This is a genomic window from Burkholderia sp. BCC1999, assembly GCF_905339975.1.
Lineage (GTDB): Bacteria > Pseudomonadota > Gammaproteobacteria > Burkholderiales > Burkholderiaceae > Burkholderia.
Genome location: NZ_CAJPHP010000035.1, coordinates 44,917 through 64,231, shown reverse-complemented (window position 1 = coordinate 64,231; position 19,315 = coordinate 44,917). Strand labels below are relative to the sequence as shown.

General features: G+C 68.3%; 17 protein-coding genes. 12 read left to right on the top strand and 5 right to left on the bottom strand.

The genetic code is table 11. The annotated features are described in order from the left end of the window. The first annotated feature begins 85 nt into the window (after nucleotides 1-85). Complete coding sequence (locus tag U5809_RS33045; protein WP_322089638.1) at nucleotides 86-2,323, top strand: TOMM precursor leader peptide-binding protein; 2,238 nt, start codon at nucleotides 86-88, stop codon at nucleotides 2,321-2,323. A gap of 259 nt (nucleotides 2,324-2,582) precedes the next feature. Beyond that, complete coding sequence (locus tag U5809_RS33040; protein WP_322089639.1) at nucleotides 2,583-2,795, top strand: hypothetical protein; 213 nt, start codon at nucleotides 2,583-2,585, stop codon at nucleotides 2,793-2,795. Nucleotides 2,796-2,855: 60 nt separating this feature from the next. On the opposite strand, the gene U5809_RS33035 is transcribed toward U5809_RS33040, so the two are convergent. After that, nucleotides 2,856-3,281, bottom strand: coding sequence for an NUDIX hydrolase (locus tag U5809_RS33035; RefSeq protein ID WP_322089637.1), 426 nt, complete (start codon nucleotides 3,279-3,281; stop codon nucleotides 2,856-2,858). Between the two features lie 51 nt (nucleotides 3,282-3,332). Between U5809_RS33035 and U5809_RS33030 the strand changes: the two genes are divergently transcribed. Then, on the top strand, nucleotides 3,333-4,244 hold the full coding sequence (locus tag U5809_RS33030; protein WP_322089636.1) for an SDR family oxidoreductase: 912 nt from the start codon (nucleotides 3,333-3,335) through the stop codon (nucleotides 4,242-4,244). A gap of 128 nt (nucleotides 4,245-4,372) precedes the next feature. Here U5809_RS33030 and U5809_RS33025 read toward each other — a convergent pair whose 3' ends face one another. Further along, nucleotides 4,373-5,761, bottom strand: a complete 1,389-nt coding sequence (locus tag U5809_RS33025) for a nucleobase:cation symporter-2 family protein (RefSeq protein ID WP_322089635.1) — start codon at nucleotides 5,759-5,761, stop codon at nucleotides 4,373-4,375. Between the two features lie 126 nt (nucleotides 5,762-5,887). After that, nucleotides 5,888-6,835: a LysR family transcriptional regulator gene (locus tag U5809_RS33020; protein WP_322089634.1), complete on the bottom strand. Its 948-nt coding sequence runs from the start codon at nucleotides 6,833-6,835 to the stop codon at nucleotides 5,888-5,890. Nucleotides 6,836-6,938: 103 nt separating this feature from the next. On the opposite strand from U5809_RS33020, the gene U5809_RS33015 reads away from it, so the two are divergent. After that, entirely contained in the window at nucleotides 6,939-7,676 is a 738-nt protein-coding gene (locus tag U5809_RS33015) for an SDR family oxidoreductase (RefSeq protein WP_322089633.1), read from the top strand. A gap of 8 nt (nucleotides 7,677-7,684) precedes the next feature. Here U5809_RS33015 and U5809_RS33010 read toward each other — a convergent pair whose 3' ends face one another. After that, a complete protein-coding gene (locus U5809_RS33010; RefSeq protein WP_322089632.1) occupies nucleotides 7,685-8,668 on the bottom strand; it encodes a LysR family transcriptional regulator in 984 nt (327 codons plus the stop codon). Nucleotides 8,669-8,800: 132 nt separating this feature from the next. Here U5809_RS33010 and U5809_RS33005 point away from each other — a divergent pair, with 132 nt between their 5' ends. The 8 genes from U5809_RS33005 to U5809_RS32970 all read left to right on the top strand — a co-directional run bounded on the left by U5809_RS33005 (nucleotide 8,801) and on the right by U5809_RS32970 (nucleotide 18,115). Further along, nucleotides 8,801-9,517 carry an SDR family oxidoreductase gene (locus U5809_RS33005; protein WP_322089631.1) on the top strand — a complete coding sequence of 239 codons (717 nt, stop codon included), beginning with the start codon at nucleotides 8,801-8,803 and terminating at the stop codon, nucleotides 9,515-9,517. A 240-nt stretch (nucleotides 9,518-9,757) separates the two neighbouring features. Beyond that, nucleotides 9,758-11,221 carry an MFS transporter gene (locus U5809_RS33000; protein WP_322089630.1) on the top strand — a complete coding sequence of 488 codons (1,464 nt, stop codon included), beginning with the start codon at nucleotides 9,758-9,760 and terminating at the stop codon, nucleotides 11,219-11,221. Continuing rightward, complete coding sequence (locus tag U5809_RS32995; RefSeq protein ID WP_322089629.1) at nucleotides 11,218-12,759, top strand: FGGY family carbohydrate kinase; 1,542 nt, start codon at nucleotides 11,218-11,220, stop codon at nucleotides 12,757-12,759. The genes U5809_RS33000 and U5809_RS32995 overlap by 4 nt, the downstream gene beginning before the upstream one ends. A gap of 18 nt (nucleotides 12,760-12,777) precedes the next feature. Then, nucleotides 12,778-14,457 (top strand): glycerol-3-phosphate dehydrogenase/oxidase, encoded by a 1,680-nt coding sequence (locus U5809_RS32990; protein WP_322089628.1) that lies wholly within the window; start codon nucleotides 12,778-12,780, stop codon nucleotides 14,455-14,457. Further along, nucleotides 14,454-16,016 carry an FAD-binding oxidoreductase gene (locus U5809_RS32985; protein WP_322089627.1) on the top strand — a complete coding sequence of 521 codons (1,563 nt, stop codon included), beginning with the start codon at nucleotides 14,454-14,456 and terminating at the stop codon, nucleotides 16,014-16,016. Before U5809_RS32990 ends, U5809_RS32985 begins: the two co-directional genes overlap by 4 nt. A 5-nt stretch (nucleotides 16,017-16,021) precedes the next feature. Then, complete coding sequence (locus tag U5809_RS32980; protein WP_059237197.1) at nucleotides 16,022-16,597, top strand: glycerol-3-phosphate responsive antiterminator; 576 nt, start codon at nucleotides 16,022-16,024, stop codon at nucleotides 16,595-16,597. Nucleotides 16,598-16,625: 28 nt separating this feature from the next. After that, the gene (locus U5809_RS32975) at nucleotides 16,626-16,961 is read left to right on the top strand and encodes a putative quinol monooxygenase (protein WP_322089626.1); all 336 of its coding nucleotides are present in this window, start codon (nucleotides 16,626-16,628) and stop codon (nucleotides 16,959-16,961) included. Further along, nucleotides 16,958-18,115: an iron-containing alcohol dehydrogenase gene (locus tag U5809_RS32970; RefSeq protein ID WP_322089625.1), complete on the top strand. Its 1,158-nt coding sequence runs from the start codon at nucleotides 16,958-16,960 to the stop codon at nucleotides 18,113-18,115. The genes U5809_RS32975 and U5809_RS32970 overlap by 4 nt, the downstream gene beginning before the upstream one ends. 33 nt (nucleotides 18,116-18,148) lie before the next feature. Here U5809_RS32970 and U5809_RS32965 read toward each other — a convergent pair whose 3' ends face one another. Continuing rightward, nucleotides 18,149-19,312, bottom strand: coding sequence for an MFS transporter (locus U5809_RS32965; protein WP_322089624.1), 1,164 nt, complete (start codon nucleotides 19,310-19,312; stop codon nucleotides 18,149-18,151). Nucleotides 19,313-19,315 lie beyond the last annotated feature (3 nt).

The following is a 19,315-nucleotide window of genomic DNA, read 5'->3' as shown; positions in this document are numbered from 1 at the left end:
GGGGCGGGGGGGGGGCGGCGCCGGCCCCGGCCGCGGCCCCCGGGGGCCGCGCGACGTTCGTTTACCCGCCGCATGGAACCCCATGATGCTCGATGACCTTTCGCGCGTGTTGCGCTTCAAACCGCATCTGCTCGTGCTCGATGCCGGGCCCGAGACCCTGTTCGTCGTCGACGAATTCAAGCGCGTGATGCTGTCCGGCGCGATCTTCGTGCAGATCGCGGCGTGCCTGCGGGCGCGGATGACGATCGCGGCGATCGTGACGTCGCTTGCCGGTGCGTTCGGCGAACGGGACGTGCTCGCGCGTCTCGACCAACTGGTGCGTCGCGGGTACGTGCGCGCGGACCTGCCGCACGACGACGATGCGGCGCGCGGCTTCTTCGAGCGTGCGGGGCTCGACGGCGATGCGGCCTGCGCGCACGTCGCGCAATTGCGTGTCTCGATCGAGCGGTTCGGCGCCGACGATACGGCGCTCAGGCGCGCGCTCGAGGCGGCCGGCATCGACGTCGTGGCGGAGGCCGGGCTGGCCGTCGCGATCGCCGATACGCACGATCGCGACGATCTTGCCGCGTGCGCCGCCCGCGTCGCGGCGCGCGGCGGGGCGTTGCTCGTCGTGACGACGGGCGGTGTACAGACGTTGATCGGGCCATTGCTGGCCGGCGGCGACGCGCTCGCCGACGCGCCATGCATCGAATGCGTGCGCTACTGGATTCGCATCAACCGGCCGGTCGAAGCACTGCTCGCGCGCCATCACGGCAGCGACGCGGTGCGTTTGCCGCAGGTTGCGTCGCGTGCCGCGGCCGCGGCGGCGGCGGCGCTCGTGGCGGCGACGGTCGAGCAGGTCGCGGTCAATTCCGCCGCATCGGAACGGGCGCAGACCCATATCCTTGCGCAGCGCATCGACACACTGGCCGCCGAGCGACACCGCGTGCTGAAGCGTCCGCAATGCCCGTGTTGCGGCAATCCCGAATGGATGCGCGAACAGGCGGCGCGCGCGCCGCGTCTCGCCGCTCACGAACCGCTGGCGCGTGCCGACGGTGGCTATCGCACCGCCGATGCGCAACAGGTGTTCGCGCGTCATGCCCATCTCGTCTCGCCGGTCAGCGGCGCGATCGCTTACCTGCACCCGATGCCGAAACGGCATGCGGGTCTGCGCAAGGTCTATGCGTCGGGTTTTCTCGTGTGCCCGGCGGCCGTACCGGGCAGCAACCGCTTCGACAGGATCTGCTCCGGCAAGGGCCGTACCGACGATCAGGCCCGCGCGAGCGCGCTGTGCGAGGCGCTCGAGCGATTCAGCAGCGTGTATCAGGGGGACGAGGCGACGCTTGCGGGAAGCATCGAAAGCCTGCTCGCCGATCCCGCATGCGATGCCGTCCCGATCCACGTGAACGACCTCCAGCAGTTCAGCGAACGGCAATTCGACGCGCGCGAGGCGATCAACACGTTGACCCGCGATGTTCGAAAACAGGTGCCGCCGCGCTTCACGGCGCGCGACGTCATCGACTGGACGCCGGCCTGGTCGCTTGTGACCGGCCGGCGCCACCTCGTGCCGCTGAGCTACTGCTATGCGGAAACGCCGGACAGCGCGCGGGCGCCTGCCGCCTGCGTGCACAACCCCAACGGCTGCGCGGCGGGATCGAGCGTCGACGAGGCGATCCTGCAAGGCATGCTCGAATTGATCGAGCGCGATGCGGTCGCGATCTGGTGGTACAACCGGATCGCGCGCCCCGGCATCGAATTGTCGAGTTTCGACGATCCGTATTTCGATGCGCTCGTACGCGAATACGCGACGTTCGGATGGCGTTTGTGGGCGCTCGACATCACCACCGACCTCGGCGTGCCGACCGTGGCCGCGCTGGCGGAAAATCCGCGGGACGGGCGCTTCTCGATCGGCTTCGGCTGCCATCCGGACGGCACCATCGCCGTGCAGCGGGCGCTGACGGAAGTCAACCAGTTGCTCGATGTCGCCGCGGATGCCCCGCATCCGTGGGATCGCGATAAGCTGGCGGACACCGGATTCCTGTATCCGGCCACCGAGTTACCCCGCACGACCGGCTCGACGTGGCAACCGGTCGGCGCCGCGTCGCTGCCGGCTGCGATCGCGCAGGGTGTCGGACGCATCGCGGCGGCCGGCATGGACGTGCTCGTCGTCGACAAGACGCGGCCCGACCTCGGCCTGTCCGTCGTGCAGGTGATCGCGCCGGGGCTGTGCCATTTCTGGCCGCGCTTCGGCGCGCAACGGCTCTATTCGGTTCCCGTTCGACTGGGTTGGCGTGAGCAGCCGCGCCGGGAAACGGAGTTGAACGAGGCGCTGCTGTTTCTCTGACGCGTCGATCGCCGTGGCAGGACGGCAGGGCACCGTTTCGACCGCAGCCGCGCGCGACTGCCGCCATGCCGGATCGTTCATCGGCACCCGGGCTGAACGGGGCACGATTTTCCCGATCAGGTGGTCGTGACCGGTAAAACTTGATCGGTAAATGCCCGGGGACGCAGTGAATTATTTTCCGGCTATAGTGGAAAGACTGGCGGTAGACGCGGTGCTGTTTGCCGGCACTGACCAGGTCATGAATGTAGACGGGTGCTGTATGAAAAATAAAATCGACAAGTCCACCGGACCGATCTGGGGCGTGGCAGCAGGATTGCTTCTCGCGGGTGCGGGATTGAGTCTCGGCGTTTTCCCGGCGTTGCTGCACAGCTCGGGAAGCGCCAACGAGTTCATGGCGTCCGGCGCCGCAATGCTCGGCATCTTCCTCGTCGTTTATTCCACGCGCGAATTGCGAAGACAGCGCGCGCACTGAGCGTTCGCGCGCCGCTGATCCACGAGGATCGACGCGGGCCGGTGACGGCTCGTGCGTGCGCTACGCCTTGCGGATTTCGTGGTTGTAGACGAGTTCGACGATTCGCTTCGTCGGAATACTCGCGCGCAACCCGTCGACACTGTCGATCGGAAACCACTTGCATTTCTCGATCTCGTTGCTCGCTTGCGGCGTCTGGTCCGTGCCGACTTCCGCAAAGAACACGTGATGAACCTTTGCGAGCCCGGTGAACTGCATCGAGTACGTCAGATCCTGGCCGGTCATCCCGGTTTCTTCGCACAACTCGCGATGTGCGGCTTCGAGCGGTGCTTCCCCGCGCTTGATCGTACCGCCGGGTAGCGCCCAGCGCGACGCCGCACGCGCGACGAGCAACACTTTCTCGTCACGGTAGCAGACGACGGTCGCGCGTTCCTTGACCGGGACGGCGCTGGTTTCGGGGGCTGTGTCGGGTGCGAGGATTTGGGGCATTTCGTGATTCTAACCAGCACAAATCGATCGGCCAAGGCGGCCTGACCGGGTTTGACGTTTGATCGCCACCGGACGAAACGCCCTTGCGATGTCGAGGGCTATGCCGCGCCGCTCACCGCGACACGGTACGATCGCCGGACTGTCCGTACGCGGTTCTTCCATGAGCGCGCCTCGCGCGGAAGCCGACGCGGAGCCATCCAGCGCGCGCCGGAAGCGCGGCGCGCGACGACCACCGGGAAACCCGCCATGAAGATCATGATCATCGGCGCCAGCAGAGGGCTGGGCCGGGCACTTGCCGAAGGCGTGTGCAGTGCCGGCGACACCGTCATCGGCGTATCGCGCCTGCGTCCGGATGCGCTGGTGTTGCCGCAAGGTGTCGAGCTGCAATGGATCGAAGCCGACATGGCTTCGCCTGCCGAAGCTGCCGCGCACATTGCGCAAGCCGCGCCGGCCGCGTTCGACGTGCTGATCTGCAACGTCGGGATCTGGGAGACGGCGGCCTTCACGGACGGCTATGCATTCCTGGACGAGCCGGACGACGCGATCGTCAATCTGGTGAACGTCAACCTCACGGCCACGCTGCTGCTGCTCAAGCGCCTGGTGCCGCGCTTGCTGCAATCGGCCAAACCGCAAGTCATCCTGACCGGTTCGACGTCCGCGCTTCGGCAGAGCGGGCGGCCGGAGGTCGCGTTCGGCGCGTCGAAGTTCGCGCTGAACGGCGTGGCCGATGCATTGCGTGAGGGGTTCAGAAGCAGCCGGCTGGCTGTCACGTGCCTGCAGCTCGGCAACCTGAATACCGACGATGCATTGTCGGTTCCGCTCGAGGCGGCCGCGGCGCGCGGCGAGGGCGGGCTGGTGCCGGTTCACGACGTGGTGGCCGTGGTGCGTACGCTGCTGCGGTTGTCCGATGCCGCGTTCGTGCGCGAACTGGTGATGCCGGCGATAGCGGACGAGCGGTTTTGAGCGTGACGCGGGGTGGGGAGCGTGCGCAGCCGGTGTGGTGACCGGCTTCGGCCGCAGGCGCCGGGAGCCCGGCGCCGTTCGGCGCGACGAGCGGCGCAGCCTCTGAGGCGCGCCGCGTCGTCATGCGGTTACTTCTTTTCCGGCAGGAACCAGTTCATCACGAGCGCGCAGATGCCGCCCGTGGCCACGCCCGATTCCAGCACGTTCTTCAGTGCGTGCGGCAGGCTGTTGAGGATGTCCGGCACCTGCGACACGCCAAGGCCGAGCGCCAGCGATACCGCGATGATCAGCAGCGCGCGACGGTCGAGCTGGACGCCCGAGAGGATGTTGATGCCCGATGCGGCCACCGCGCCGAACATCACCATGGCCGCACCGCCGAGCACGGGCTCCGGCACGGCCTGCAGCACGCCCGCGACGACCGGGAACAGGCCGAGCACCACGAGCATCCCCGCGATCCAGATGCCGACGTAGCGGCTCGCGACGCCGGTGATCTGGATCACGCCGTTATTCTGTGCGAACACCGAGCTCGGGAACGTGTTGAACACGCCGGCCAGCAGCGAATTTGCGCCGTTGACGAGCACGCCGCCCTTGATGCGTTGCATCCATACGGGCCCTTCGACCGGCTCGTTCGAGATCTTGCTGGTGGCCGTGACGTCGCCGATCGCCTCGAGCGACGTGACGAGGTAGATGATCAGCATCGGCACGAACAGCGACCACGAGAAGCCGATGCCGAAGTGCAGCGGCGTCGGCACCTGGAACAGCGCGGCCTGGTGCATGCCGGTGAAGTCGAGGCGGCCGAGGAACGCGGCCGCGAGATAGCCGATCACGAGCGCGATGACGAGCGCGGTGCTGCGCACCCACACGACCGGCACGCGGTTCAGCAGGATGATCGTGCCGAGCACGAGCCCCGACAGCGTCAGGTTCTCCGCGCTCGCGAACGTGCCCTTGGCCATCGCGCCGTAGCCGCCGCCCATGCTGATGAGGCCGACCTTGATCAGCGTGAGGCCGATCAGCAGCACGACGATGCCGGTGACGAGCGGCGTGATCAGGCGCTTCACGAACGGCAGGATGCGCGACACGCCCATCTCGACGAACGACCCGGCGATCACGACGCCGAAGATCGCGGCCATCACGGTTTCGACCGGCGTGCCTTGCTTGACCATCAGGCTGCCGCCGGCGATCAGCGGGCCGACGAAGTTGAAGCTGGTGCCCTGGACGATCAGCAGGCCGGCGCCCAGCGGGCCGAAGCGCTTGCACTGGACGAAGGTGGCGATGCCGGAAATCACCAGCGACATCGACACGATCAGGGTCGTATCGCGGCTGGACACGCCGAGCGCCTGGCAGATCAGCAGGCCGGGCGTGACGATCGGCACGATGATCGCCAGCAGGTGCTGCAGCGCTGCGACGAAGGCGACCATCGGCGCCGGCCGGTCATTCGGGCCGTAGACGAGGTCGCGGGCCGAATCGGCGGCGTCGGCGCCGTGGGCGGCGGGTTGGGCGGAGGAGGCGGGTTGCATGGCGAGCGGGCCGGACAAGGTGGAAAGTGCGGCATTTTAGCCGAAGGGCCCGCCGGCGCCGCCGGTGCGCGCCGCAATAGTGGGGATTCGGCCGGCCGGGAAAAAGGGATGGATCGATGCCGACGGTCAGCGGGTTGGCCGCGTGGCCGGCGCGGTTGGCGTCGGCGTCGCGCGGAACCCGGGCAGTTCGGGAATGCGTTGCGTCATGAATTGCAGGAACGTGCGGGTCCTGAGCGGCAGATGGCGGCGCGACGCGTAGACGAGATGCAGCGCGTGCGGCGGCACCATGTCCCACTTCGGCAGCAGCCGGACGAGCTGTCCGCCATCGATCAGGTCCTGGACGAGCCACGCCGGCGCGCTGCCGACCGCTTGCCCGGCCAGGAAGCACTCGCGCAACGCGATCGAGCTGTTGACGCGATACCGGCCGTGTACCGGAACGGTAGCCGTTTCGTCGCCGCGAGCGAATTGCAGTTCGCTCCCGATAATGTCCGTGCGGGCGTACCCGACATACGCGTGCTTCGCCAGGTCTTCCGGGCGGCGGATTTTCGGGGCCTGCGCCACGTACCCGGGCGCGGCCACCAGCAGGCGCGGCGACGACGCGATGTGGCGCGCGACGGCATCGGGCGGCAGGACGTGGCCGAGGCGAATCGCGACGTCGACACCTTCCTCGACCAGGTCGATCACGCGATCGGTCAGGTGCAGTTCGACGTCGATTTCCGGCCACGCGGCGAGGAATTCGAGCACGAGCGCATTCAGCCTCAGCTCGCCGAGCCCGAGCGGCGCATTGACGACCAGCTTGCCGGCCGGGCGCAACGTTTGCCCGCGCACCTCGGCCACCGCGCTTTCGTATTCATCGAGCACGCGCTTGCAGCGGTCGTAGAACCGGCGGCCTTCGTCGGTCGGCGCGAGGCTCGTCGTCGAGCGTTCGAGCAGGCGCACGCCCAGTTCCTGTTCGAACGCGGCGACGATCTTGCTGATCGTCGGCTGGCCGGTGCCTTCCTCGCGCGCGACCGCCGAGAAATTGCCCAGCTCGATTGCGCGGACGAACACGCGCATGGAGCGCAATGCATCCATCTCATTCCTTTATGGCATGAACCCTATGCAAGTCTCCCACGTTCCGGTGCAATCGAGAATGACCTAACGTTCGCGAACCTTCAATCCTTGATGAGGAGTCGACATGAACGAGGCAACGCAATTTTCGACACTGGGTGGCGCACACGTCGTGATTTTCGGCGGGAGCTCCGGAATCGGTCTCTCGGCGGCGAGCGCCGCGAAGGCGCGGGGCGCCAGCGTCACGCTGGTCGGGCGGACCCGTGCAAGGCTCGAGGCCGCTGCGCAAGCGATCGGCGGCGCAGGCATCGCCGTGGCCGACATCGCGGACCGGCACGCGGTGCAGGCCGTATTCGACGCGATGACGCGCGTGGATCACCTGGTCGTCACGGCCGGTCAGTTCATTGCCGGCAAGCTGAACGAGACCGATCCCGATCATCTGCTTGCCGCGCTGCACGAGCGCATCGCCGGGCCGGTGTATGCGATCCGGGCCGCGTTGCCGCTGCTGCCCGCGACCGGCTCGATCGTGCTGACCGGCGGACAACTGTCGGATCGGCCGGCCGCGCATGGCACGTCCGTCATTGCCGCCGCCGTGCGCGGCGTCGAGGCGCTGGCGCAGTCGCTCGCACTGGAGCTGAAGCCGATTCGCGTGAACGTCGTCGCGCCCGGTTTCGTCGAGACGCCGCTTTACGACGCGTTCGGTCCTGAAGCGCGCGACACGATCCTCGCGGGGGCCGCATCGGCGTTGCCGGGCGGGCGCGTCGGCCGCGCGGACGAGGTGGGCGAGGCGATCGCGTTCCTGCTGGGCAACGGCTTCATGAATGGCGAAATCCTGCACATCGACGGCGGCGGACGGCTGGTCTGAGCCGCGCGTCAGCCGGCCTTGCGTGTGCCGGTGCCGGTGCCGCGCGCCGTTGCGCGCGGCGGGCGGGAATCCGGATACGCACGCTGGCAGACCGCAATGACCGCGTCGCGCAGACGGCGATGCACCGGGTCGCCGTGCATGCGCGGATGCCACAGCGCGGACACGAGAATCGCCGGCAGGCGAACCGGGATGTCGAAGCTGCGCAGCCCGAGGGTTTCCGTGAGCCCGGGCGAGAAAGCGTTGCCGAGGCTCGAGCGCGGCACCAGCGCGATCAGGTCGGTGCTGGCCGCAACGCGCATCGCGTCGGGGTAGCCGGGGACCACGACGTGCACGGGCCGGCCCGAGCCAGGTCGATCGGTCGAATCGTCGGCCGGCCCGCTGAAATCGCCGAGCTGGGCCGAGATGACGTGACGGCAGGCAGCGTAGCGTGCCGGCGTGATCCTGGCCGACGCGAACAGCGGGTGCCCGGCGCGTGCCACCGCGACGTGCCAGTCGTGAAAGAGCATGCGCGTGTGCAGCTCGGGCGCGTCGTCGCCGCGTTTGCCGATTTCCAGGTCGACCGTGCCGTCGCGCAGTGCTTGCGGATCGCGGTCGAGCTTCGGTACGAAGCGGATACGCACGTGCGGCGCGACTTCGCCGAGTGCGGCGACCACGGGGCCGGACAGCATTTCCATGAACGACGCAGCCGCACGAATGGTGAACGTCGCTGCGAGCGTCGCCAGGTCGACGTCGGCCGTCGCCGGCCGCAGCACGGCGCGTGCGTCGCTTGCGATCGCATGCACGCGATCGCGCAACGCGGCCGCGTGCGGGGTCGGCACGAGCTTGCGCCCGGCGCGTACGAGCAGTTGATCGCCGGTGGCGCGCCGCAGCCGCGTGAGCGTGCGGCTCATCGCGGACGTGCTCAGGCCGAGCCGGCGCGCGGCGCCGGTCACGCTGCTTTCCGACAGCAGCGCATCGAGCGCCGTGACGAGGTTCAGGTCGATGTCTTCCATGAGGACAGAATACGCTTTTGCGCGACTAATATGGCGTTTGATGCAACTATGGGTTGCATCCGGTGCGTCTGGCGCCTGTTGTGATGGATGCCTATAGTGGGCCCATGACGCAACTCGGCAAAGGCTGACACCATGCAATCGACTGAATCGAATCGAAACGCACCCACGATCCTGCTCGTCGCGGCCTCGCGCGGCCTTGGGCTCGCGATGGCGGAGGCATTCCTGGAAAAGGGCTGGAATGTAATGGGTACCGTGCGCGAAGGATCGGGGCGCACGAAGCTGCACGACCTCGCGAGCCGGTACGACGGCCGGCTCGAGATCGAGACGCTCGACATCTGCGAGCCCGCGCAACTGGCCGCGTTGCGCGAGCGACTGTCGGGCAGGTGCTTCGACATGCTGTTCGTGAATGCGGGGACGACCAACGATCCGAATGAAACGATCGGCGAAGTGACGACCGACGAATTCGTGCGCGTGATGATCACGAATGCACTGGCACCGATGCGCGTGATCGAGACACTGCAGGATCTCGTGACCGCGGACGGCCTCATCGGCGCGATGTCGTCGGGGCAGGGCAGCGTCGCGAACAACGTCAGCGGGATGCGCGAGGTGTATCGCGGCAGCAAGGCTGCGCTGAACCAGTTCATGCGCAGCTTCGCGGCGCGTCAGGCCGATACGCGGCGTGCGCTGGCGCTGATGGCGCCCGGCTGGGTGCGCACCGAGCTCGGCGGGCCCGATGCGCGCCTGACCATCGACGAGAGCGTGCCGAGCCTCGTCGGCGTGCTGCTCGCGAAACGGGCTCGGCCAGGGCTCGAATACCTCGACTATCTGGGGCGGACCGTGCCGTGGTAAACGCGTGGTTCGCGGTGCGTCGCCCGCTTGTGAACGACGTTGCTGACACAACTATCTAGCGGTGCGACGATGCGCCGCTCGCTGCAACGCACAACCGACCGCGCTTGACACAGGCGCGCTGCCCGCCGTAAATTGCGCTGGCAGATCTAGATAAGAGACTATCTGTAAGATGGTCTCTCCATGCGTCGATCGCATCTGCAATGTCGAGCCTCTTACAGAAAAAATATACGGAGGCCGATTGTGCAAACGATCGCTGTCAAGCTTCATGGCATTGAAGACGTCATCTCCTTTCTCGACGCGCGCCCCGGTATTGCGGGCCGGGCGGGACTCGTCTGGTGGTTGTCGCTCGGCGGGCTGTTTCTCGACGCATTTTCCAACTCGGCATTGAGCGCCGGCCTCGGGCCGATGACGCACGAATTGCATCTGTCGGCCGCGCAGGTCGCATGGATGACGTCGTTCGCATCGTGGGTCGCGATCGCGTTCAACCCGATCGGCGGCTGGATGGCCGACCGGTGGGGCCGCGTGCGACCCTTGATCGCCGCGAAGCTGCTGTCGGTGATCGGCGCGCTGCTGGTGGTGTTCGCACCGGATTTCAACGCGATTCTCGCCGGCCGCTTCTTCGTCGGGATGGCGTATGGAATCGACTTTGCGATCGCGATGGCGATGCTCGCGGAGTTCACGCCGGGGCGCCTGAAGAGCCGGCTCAATACCTGGCAGGGCATGTGGTACACGGCCGTCTGCCTGAACCTGCTGCTCGCGCTGGTGTTCCATGCGTGGCAGGTCGGCGATTCGATCTGGCGTTACTCGGTGGCGGCCACCGCGGTATTCGGCGTCGCCATCCTCGCGCTGCAATGCGCATTCCTCGTCGAAAGCCCGATCTGGCTCGCGCGCAAGGAAAGGCTCGACGACGCGGCGCGCGCAATGACGCGCATCTACGGGCAGGCCTTCGTCGCCGCGCCCGCGCATGAACGCACGCCCGTCGTCAATCCGGCCACGCGCGGCCTCGCGAACGTGCTGCTGATCTTCCGCGGTGTCTATCTGCCGCGCACGATCCTCGCCGCGACCGTGCAGATCGGCCAGTCGATTGAATATTTCGCGATCGGCTGGTATCTGCCGCTGATCAGCGCGGCGCTGTTCGGCAAGGACTTCGTCTACGCGACGCTCGGCGCGCTCGTGTTCAACCTGTTCGGAATCGTCGGCGGTTTCTCGTCGTCGTCGGTCGGCCGCCGAGTCGGCCTGCGACGCGCGTCGGCGATCGGCTTCGCGGCGGTTTGCGCGATGCTGGTCGTGCTCGGGCTGTTCCATGCGCGCATGCCGCTGTGGCTGTCGGTGGTCGTGCCGTCGCTGTTCATCCTGTTCCACTCGGCCGGCCCCGGTGCGAACGGCAAGAGCCTGTCGTCGCTGTCGTTTCGCGGCGAACTGCGCGCGGGCGCGAACGGCATCGTCGGTGCGCTCGGCTCGATCGGCGCGGCGCTCGGCCTGCTGGTCTTTCCGCTGTTTCGCGCGCGCTACGGACTCGAACATACGTTCCTGATCCTGGCGATCGTGCCGTGCATCGCAAGCGCGATCTGCTTTGCGATCCGCTGGGACCCGACGCGTACGACGATCAATCCCGACAACGAACCCGACGCGCCGCACTTCGGCGACGACGCGCGCAGCGCGTCGGCCTTCCTGAAACCCGCCATCGAGAAAACGCAGCGATGACCGAAACCCGAAACGCCATTCTCGCGATCGACGAAGGCACGTCCGGCACGCGCGCCGCGCTCGTTGACGCGAGCGGGCACGTATCGTGCCTTGAATACCTGCCGCTGTCGGTCGAGAGCCCGCGGCCCGGTGTCGTCGAACAGGACGCGAACACGATTCTCGACAAGACGCAGGCAGTCTGCCGCGCGACGCTCGCCCATGCGCATGAGCAGGGTGTGCGCATCGTCGCGCTGGCGCTCGCGACGCAGCGTGCGACCGCCGTGCTGTGGGACACGCGGACCGGGCGCGCGCTCGTGCCGGCGATGGTCTGGCAGGACACGCGTCATGCGGCCGAGCTCGATTGCCTCGCGGCCGACTGGGACCGCGTGCTCGTGCCGCAGGTCGGCCGGCCGGCGGGCGTGCGCTCGCCGTATCTGTGGGCCGTGCATCAAATGCGTACGTCGCAGGCGGTGGCCGACGCACATCGCGCGGGCCGGCTCGCGTTCGGCACGATCGATACGTGGCTGATGTGGCATCTGTCGGATGCGCGCGAGTGCGTGACGACGCCGACCAATGCGACCTCCGCCAGTGCCTACCTGCTCGGCGAACATCGCTATTTCGACCCGTGGCTCGACACGCTGGGCTTTCCACGCGAATTGCTGCCCGCGCTGCGCGAAGACGCCGACACGTTCGGCCGCACGCGCGAGGACGTGCTCGGTATCGACGTCCCGATCCTGGCGTGCGCGGGCGACCAGTTCGCGGGCGCAGTCGGCCTCGGCTGCGTCGAGCGCGGCCAGGCGATGTGCGTGCATGGCACCGGCAGCTTCGTCGACCTGCTGACGGGGACGGTGCGCCCCGACGCAGGATCGCACGCGCAACCCGGTCATGCGCACGACGGCACGCTGGCGATGACCGCGCGGCGGCACGGCGGCGTGTCGCATTACTCGCTGGAGACCTTCGTCGCGACGACGGGATCGGCGTTGCGCTGGGTCTGCGAAAAGCTGCGCTGGTTCGACGATCCCGCGCAGATCAGCGCACTGGCGGGCACCGTGCAGTCGGCACGCGGCGTGACGTTCGTGCCGGCGCTCACCGGCCTGCGCGTGCCGAGGATGGAGCCGAACGCGCGCGCGTTGCTGTCGGGCATCTCGATCGCGACGACGCAGGCCGAGGTCGCGTATGCGGTGCTCGAAGGCATCGCGCATTCGGTCGCGTCGTGCATGGAGGCCAACCAGGCCGTCGCGCGGGCCGATGTGTCCGAGCTGATCGTCGGTGGCGGCCTCGCGGGCAGCGACACGCTGCTGCAGATCCAGGCCGACGTAAGCGGCGTGCCCGTGCGCAGGATGCGCGAAGGCGACCGGGCGAGCCTGCGCGGCGCGGCCTTCCTCGCGGGTGCATCGGGGCTGCTGTGGGATTCGCTCGACGCAGCCCGCGCGACGCTCGTCACCGACGCCGTATTCGAACCCTCGATCGATGCGGACAGCCGGCAGCGCCGGCGCGCGGCCTGGCATGCGCGGATCGCGTCCGAGCTCGCGCACGCGGCCGATTTTGCTCACGCGTAAGCACGGAGAACGACCAGCATGATGTTTTTGCCATCCAGAAAACCACCGACGGACCGCGCCGGCATGACGGGTACCGAGCCGCTGCGCGTGAACCGCGACGAGCATCTGGCGCGACTCGAAGCGGATACGTTCGATGTGCTGATCGTCGGCGGCGGCGTGACGGGCGCTTACGCGGCGTTCGATGCGAGCCTGCGCGGGCTGCGCGTCGCGCTCGTCGAGAAGAGCGACTTCGCGTCTGGCACGTCGTCGAAATCGTCGAAGATGGTGCACGGCGGGCTGCGCTATATCGAGCAGGGCAATCTCGGGCTCGTGCGCCATTCGCTGCTCGAGCGGCAGCGATTGCGGCGCAACGCGCGCCATCTCGTGCAGCGCTTACCGTTCCTGTTCCCGGTGATGGAGCGCGAAGGCGTGTTCGACAAGCGCCTCGCGAAAGCCTTCGAAAGCCTGCTGTGGACCTACGACATCGCCGGAGGCTGGCGCGAGGGGATCCTGCATCAGAAGCTGACGAAGGCCGAAGTGCTGTCGCATTGCCCGACCTTCAACGAAACCTACCTGACGGGCGGCTTCCTGTATTTCGATGCGCGCGTCGACGATGCCCGCCTGACGCTGAACCTCGTGCGCACGGCCGCGTTTCATGGCGCGACGGTCGCAAACCACGCGCGCGTGGTCGAGCTGACGCGCGACGGCCACGGCAAGGTCGACGGCGCGATCGTGCATGCCGACGGCCGCGAGCGGCGCGTGCGGGCGCGCGTGGTCGTGATGGCGACCGGTGTATGGCTGCGCGACTGGACCGGCGCGCGCAAGGGCGATACGGCCGCGTTGCAGGTACGGCCCGCGAAGGGCGTGCATGTCGCGATCCCTTGGCTGAAGATCCGCAACGACTGCACGGTGACGATCCCCGTGCCGGGCCGCAACCGCCGCGCGACGATTACGCGCTGGGGCAATGTGTCGTATCTCGGCACGACCGACGAGGACTACGACGGCAATCTCGACGACGTGCATTGCACGCGGCAGGAACTCGATTTCCTGCTGGAAGGCGCGCGGTCCGCGTTGAAGGTCGACCTGAGCGCGGCCGACGTGGTCGGCAGCATCGCCGGATGCCGGCCGCTGGTCGGCCCGCCCGGCGGAAAGACGATCGAGATGAAGCGCAATCACGAGATTCATGTCGCACCCGACGGGCTCGTGACGATCGTCGGCGGCAAGCTGACGACGTCGCGGCACATGGCCGAGCAGACCATCGATACAGTCGGCAAGCTGCTCGGCCGCCGCACGCGCTGCCGCACGAAATCGGCGTACCTGCTCGGCGCGGCCGGCTACGACCCGCAGGCGATCGTCGCATCGGGCGGGCTCGCCGCGCATCTCGGCGAACGCTACGGCACCGAGGCGCGCTTCGTCGGCGATCTCGCCGATGCGACACCGTCACTGCTCGCGCCGATCGTCGAAGGGCTGCCGTACAGCGAAGCGGAAGTGCTCTATGCGGTGCGCCACGAATTCGCGCGCAGCGTCGACGACGTATTGTCGCGCCGCACCCGCGCGCGGTTGATGGCGCGCGATGCGTCCGCACGCGCGGCGCCGCGCGTCGGCGCGATTCTTCAGGCGGAGCTCGGCTTGTCCGATGCAGCCGTCGCCAGCCAGGTGCGTGACTACGTCGCCGCCGTCGCACTCGAAAAAGCCATCCTCATGGGAGAAAACGGATGATCAGCAAGGAAGCCATCAAGCGCGGCTACAACCGCGGCAACTACGTCGTCGGCGCGCATACGCCGCCCCCATACTCGCTGAACTTGCCCGCGGCAGGCGGCGCACCGGTCGCGGCCGGCATGCAGCGCGCGCCGGTCGCGGTGTCGCCGCAGCAGGTCGAGGCGCTGCGCGCGGTGGCCGACGAGGTGCTCGCGCAGCCGGCAGACGTCGTCGCGTGGACGCGCGACTGGTGGGCCGCGTCGATGGTCGCGGAAACCGCCGGCCGGCCCGCGACGCCGGATGCGGTCGTCGTGCGCGTGTCGACGGTCGAGCAGGTGCAGGCCGTGATGCGCATCGCGCACGCGGCGACGATTCCGGTGACGGCGTCCGCCGGCCGCAGCAACGTGACGGGCGCGGCGCTGCCGGTGCGCGGTGGCATCGTCCTCGACGTATGCGGGCTGAATCGGTTGATCGGTGTCGATACCGAGAGCCAGATCGTCGACGTCGAAGCCGGGATGTTCGGCGACGTGTTCGAGGAAACGCTGCAGCGCGAGCACGGGCTGACGATGGGGCACTGGCCGTCGTCGTTCGGGATCAGCACGGTGGGTGGCTGGATCGCGTGCCGCGGCGCGGGGCAACTGTCGACGCGCTACGGCAAGATCGAGGACATGGTGTTCGGGATGGACGTGGTGCTTGCGGACGGCAGTCTCGTCACGCTGGGCGGCTATTCGCGCGCGGCAGTCGGCCCCGATCTGCAGCAATTGTTCATCGGCAGCGAAGGGACGCTCGGCATCATCGTGCGTGCGCGCCTGAAGCTGCATCGGCTGCCCGATTACGGCCGCGCGATCGCGTACGGTTTCGACACGTTCGCGGCCGGCCTCGACGCGTGCCGTGAAATCCTGCAGCGCGGCGCGAACCCGGCGGCGCTGCGGCTCTACGACGAACTCGAAAGCGGCGTGCAGTTCGGTCTGCCCGATACGAACGTGCTGCTGATCGCCGACGAAGGCGCACGCGAGATGGTCGACGCGGTGATGGCGATCAGTGCACGCGTCGGCGAGGAAGGCGGGCGCAAGCTCGACGGCGACGCGATCTTCGAGAAGTGGCTCGACACGCGCTACCTCACCGGCAAGAGCGCGGAAGGCTTCAAGCGCAGCCCGGGCTTCGTCGCCGACACGCTGGAGATGTGCGGCCGCTGGCGCGATCTCGCGGCGATCTATCGCGACGTGGTGGCCGCGCTGCGGGCCGTGCCGGGCACGCTGGCCGGATCCGCGCACCAGTCGCATGCGTATGCCGACGGCGCGTGCCTGTATTTCTCGCTGCGCGGCGACGTCGCGGTGGCCGAGCGGGCCGCATGGTACCGTGCCGCATGGGACGCGGCAAACGCGGTGCTGATCCAATACAATGCGGCGTTGAGTCATCACCACGGCGTCGGGCTGCTGCGTTCGCCGTACATGCGCGATTCGCTGGGCACGGCATTCCCGGTGCTGCAGACGGTGAAGCGCGCGCTCGATCCGAAGCACATCCTCAACCCCGGCAAGCTCGGTCTCGGCGACGAGACCGGCCCGCAGGTCGACCGGTAAACGTCATGGACAAGTCGCTGGGCGCGCGTCTCGCCCGTCATCCCGTCATCGCCACGCTGTATGGCGTCGAGCAGGCCGACAGCTTCATCGACAGCGAGGCCGAGGTCGGCATCGTCGCGAACGTCGACCTGCGCCGGTTGCAGGCGGTGGTCGCGGCGCTCGCCCGGGCCGGCAAGTTCGTGATCGTCAACATCGACAGTTGCGACGGGCTGTCCCAGGACAAGGGCGGCGTCGAGTATCTGGCCGATATCGGCGTCGCGAGCCTCGTGTCGACGCGCGTCGCGACGATCCAGCGCGCGAACCGCGCGGGGCTGATCACGATGCAGAAGGTGTTCGTGACCGATCGCTCGACGTGGCCGCGCAGCGTGAAGGCGATCGAGCAGAGCGATCCGAACCTCGTGCAGCTGATGCCGGCGCCGATGCTTGCGCACCTGAGCGAGGCGGACCGGCAGGCGCTGCCGCCGATCGTCGCGTCGGGCTTCGTCGGCAACGCGGACGACGTCCGCAGTGCGCGGCGGCACGGGGCGGTTGCGGTGTCGACGAGCGACAGCGCATGGTGGAATTTCGACCCGTCGGCGTGACGGGTTTGCGTCGAACATGGAGCGCATCATGAACGAACCTTACCTGCAGGTCATCGCGCATTACTTCGCAGCGCCCGGCAACGGCGACCGCGTGATCGAGCTGCTCGCGGAACTCGCGCCGGCGACGCGCGCCGAGCCGAAGAATCTCGACTATGCGTATTTCCGCTCGCCGGAGAACCCCGACCATATCGTGATTCTCGAGCGCTACCGCGACGCGGACGGCCTCGACGCGCATCGGGAAACGCCGCATTTCCAGCGGATCGGGATCGGCGCGATCATTCCGTTGCTCAATCGCCGCGACGTGTCGCGCTACATGGTGCAGCCGGACACCGGCACGGCGACGCCACCGGGAGGCACCCGATGAACCCGTTTCAATTCCGTACCGTTCCGACGCAGATCGTCGAATTCGGCGCCGCGCGTCGGCTCGGCGCGTTGTTGCGCGAGCGCTTTCCGGCGCTCGTGCGCTTGTGCGTCGTCACCGATGCGTTCCTGCATCGCAGCGGCGTGCTCGCGCCCGCGCTGGAGAGCCTAGCCGCGCACGGCTGGCAGGTGACCGTGATCGACGACGTGATCGCCGATCCGCCCGAGCACGTGGTGCTGGAGGCAACCGAGCGCGCCGTCGCGGCCGATGCCGAGATCGTGCTTGGCCTGGGCGGCGGGTCGTCGATGGACGTCGCGAAGCTGATCGCGGTGCTCGCGCCGCGACAGCAGGCGCTGGCCGACATGTACGGCGTCGACAAGGTCACGAGCGCGCGGCTGCCGCTCGTGCAGATGCCGACGACGGCCGGCACGGGTTCCGAGGTGACGGCCGTGTCGATCGTGACGGTCGGCGAGGCGCGCAAGATGGGCGTCGTGTCGCCGCACCTGTTCGCGGACGTCGCCATCCTCGACGCGGAACTCACGCTCGGCCTGCCGCGTGCGGCGACGGCCGCGACGGGCGTCGACGCGATGGTGCATGCGATCGAGGCGTATACGTCCGCGCGGCTGAAGAATCCGGTGTCCGACATGCTGGCGACACACGCGCTCACGCTGCTGTCTCGCAACCTGCTGGCAGCGTGTGACGACGGCCGGAACCGGCATGCGCGCGAGGCGATGCTCGTCGGCGCGATGTTCGCGGGGCAGGCGTTCGCGAATGCGCCGGTCGCGGCCGTGCATGCGCTGGCCTATCCGGTCGGCGGCATTTTCCACGTGCCGCACGGGCTGTCGAATGCGCTGGTGCTGCCGCACGTGCTGCGCTTCAACGCGCCGGCCGCCGCGCCGCTGTATGCGGAACTCGCGGCGATCGTCGCGCCGTCGGCGACGGGCAGCGACGAAGCGCGCACGCACGCGCTGATCGCCGAAATCGACCGGCTGATCGTCGCGACGGGTATTCCGCGCACACTGCGCGAAGTCGGCATTGGCGAAAGCGACCTGGCGCGGATGGCATCGGATGCAATGTTGCAGACGCGCCTGCTCGTGAACAATCCGCGCGAGGTGACGCAGGCCGATGCGCTGGAGATTTACCGGCAGGCGTGGTGATGCGGCGCGGCGCGTTGCGCCGCCTGTCATGATTCAAGCGGTCGGCACGGCCCGTCGAGCAGGCCACGCCGCGACGCATGCGCAGGCCAGCGCGACGGTCACGAGCATGTATCCGGCCCACGGCGTGACGAGCAATGCGTCGCGCCCGACGAGCACACCGCCGAGCGCCGACCCGAGTGCGACACCCGCATGCATGGCCGACACGTTGATGCCGACGCTTGCATCGGCCAGCGACGGCGCGGCCTGGATCAGGTAGTTCTGCACGATCGGCGAGATCGACCAGCTGATGCCGCCCCACAGCATCATCGCGGGCACGAACGCGAGCGGCGATGCTCCGGCCGCCGGCAGCACGGCCATCGCGACGAGAAACACGGCAGGGCATGCGCACAGCGCGCGTGACGCGCCGAGCCGGTCCGAGAACAGTCCGCCGAGCCACGCCCCGGTCACGCCGGCGATCCCGAACGCGACGTACAGCCCTTCGAGCGCAGCCGCGCCGGGCGTCAGCACGGCCTGCAGATACGGCGTGAGATACGCGAACAGCGTGAAATGCCCGCCGATCATCGCGATCGACACGAGTTGCGCGGCCAGCAGCCGCGGCCGTGACAGCACGGCACGATACGAAGGCACGGCCGGCATGCCGGCCGATGCCGGCGCCATGCGCGGCAGCCGGCGGGCGAGCCAGATCCCGAGCGGCAGGGCAGGCACGGCGATCGACACGAACACCGCACGCCAGCCGGCCCATTCGGCGATCCGCATCCCGATCGGCACGCCGAGCACGAGCGACGCGCTGATCCCCATGAACACGATACCGATCGCCCGGCCGCGTTGCGACGCGGGTGCGAGTTCGGCCGCGAACCGTGTCGCGACGAGGATCAGCGTCGCGCAGCTCGCGGCCATCAGCACGCGCGCGGCGAACAGGCTCGCATAACCAGGGCTCGCGGCGGCAATCAGGTTCGCGGCCGCGAACGCGCCGAGTGCCGCGAGCAGCGCGGTGCGCCGCTCGACGCGCGCGACGCAGGCGGCCGCAACGAGCGCGGCCAGTGCGAATACGGCGGAGAAGATCGTGGTGAGCTGGCCGGCGGCCGCAAGCGACACGTGAAGGCCGGCAGAGATCGCCGGCAGGATGCCGACGCAGATGTTTTCGGCGACGCCGGCCAGGAACACGGCGGCGGCCAGCAGGTACACGCGAACGTCCATCGC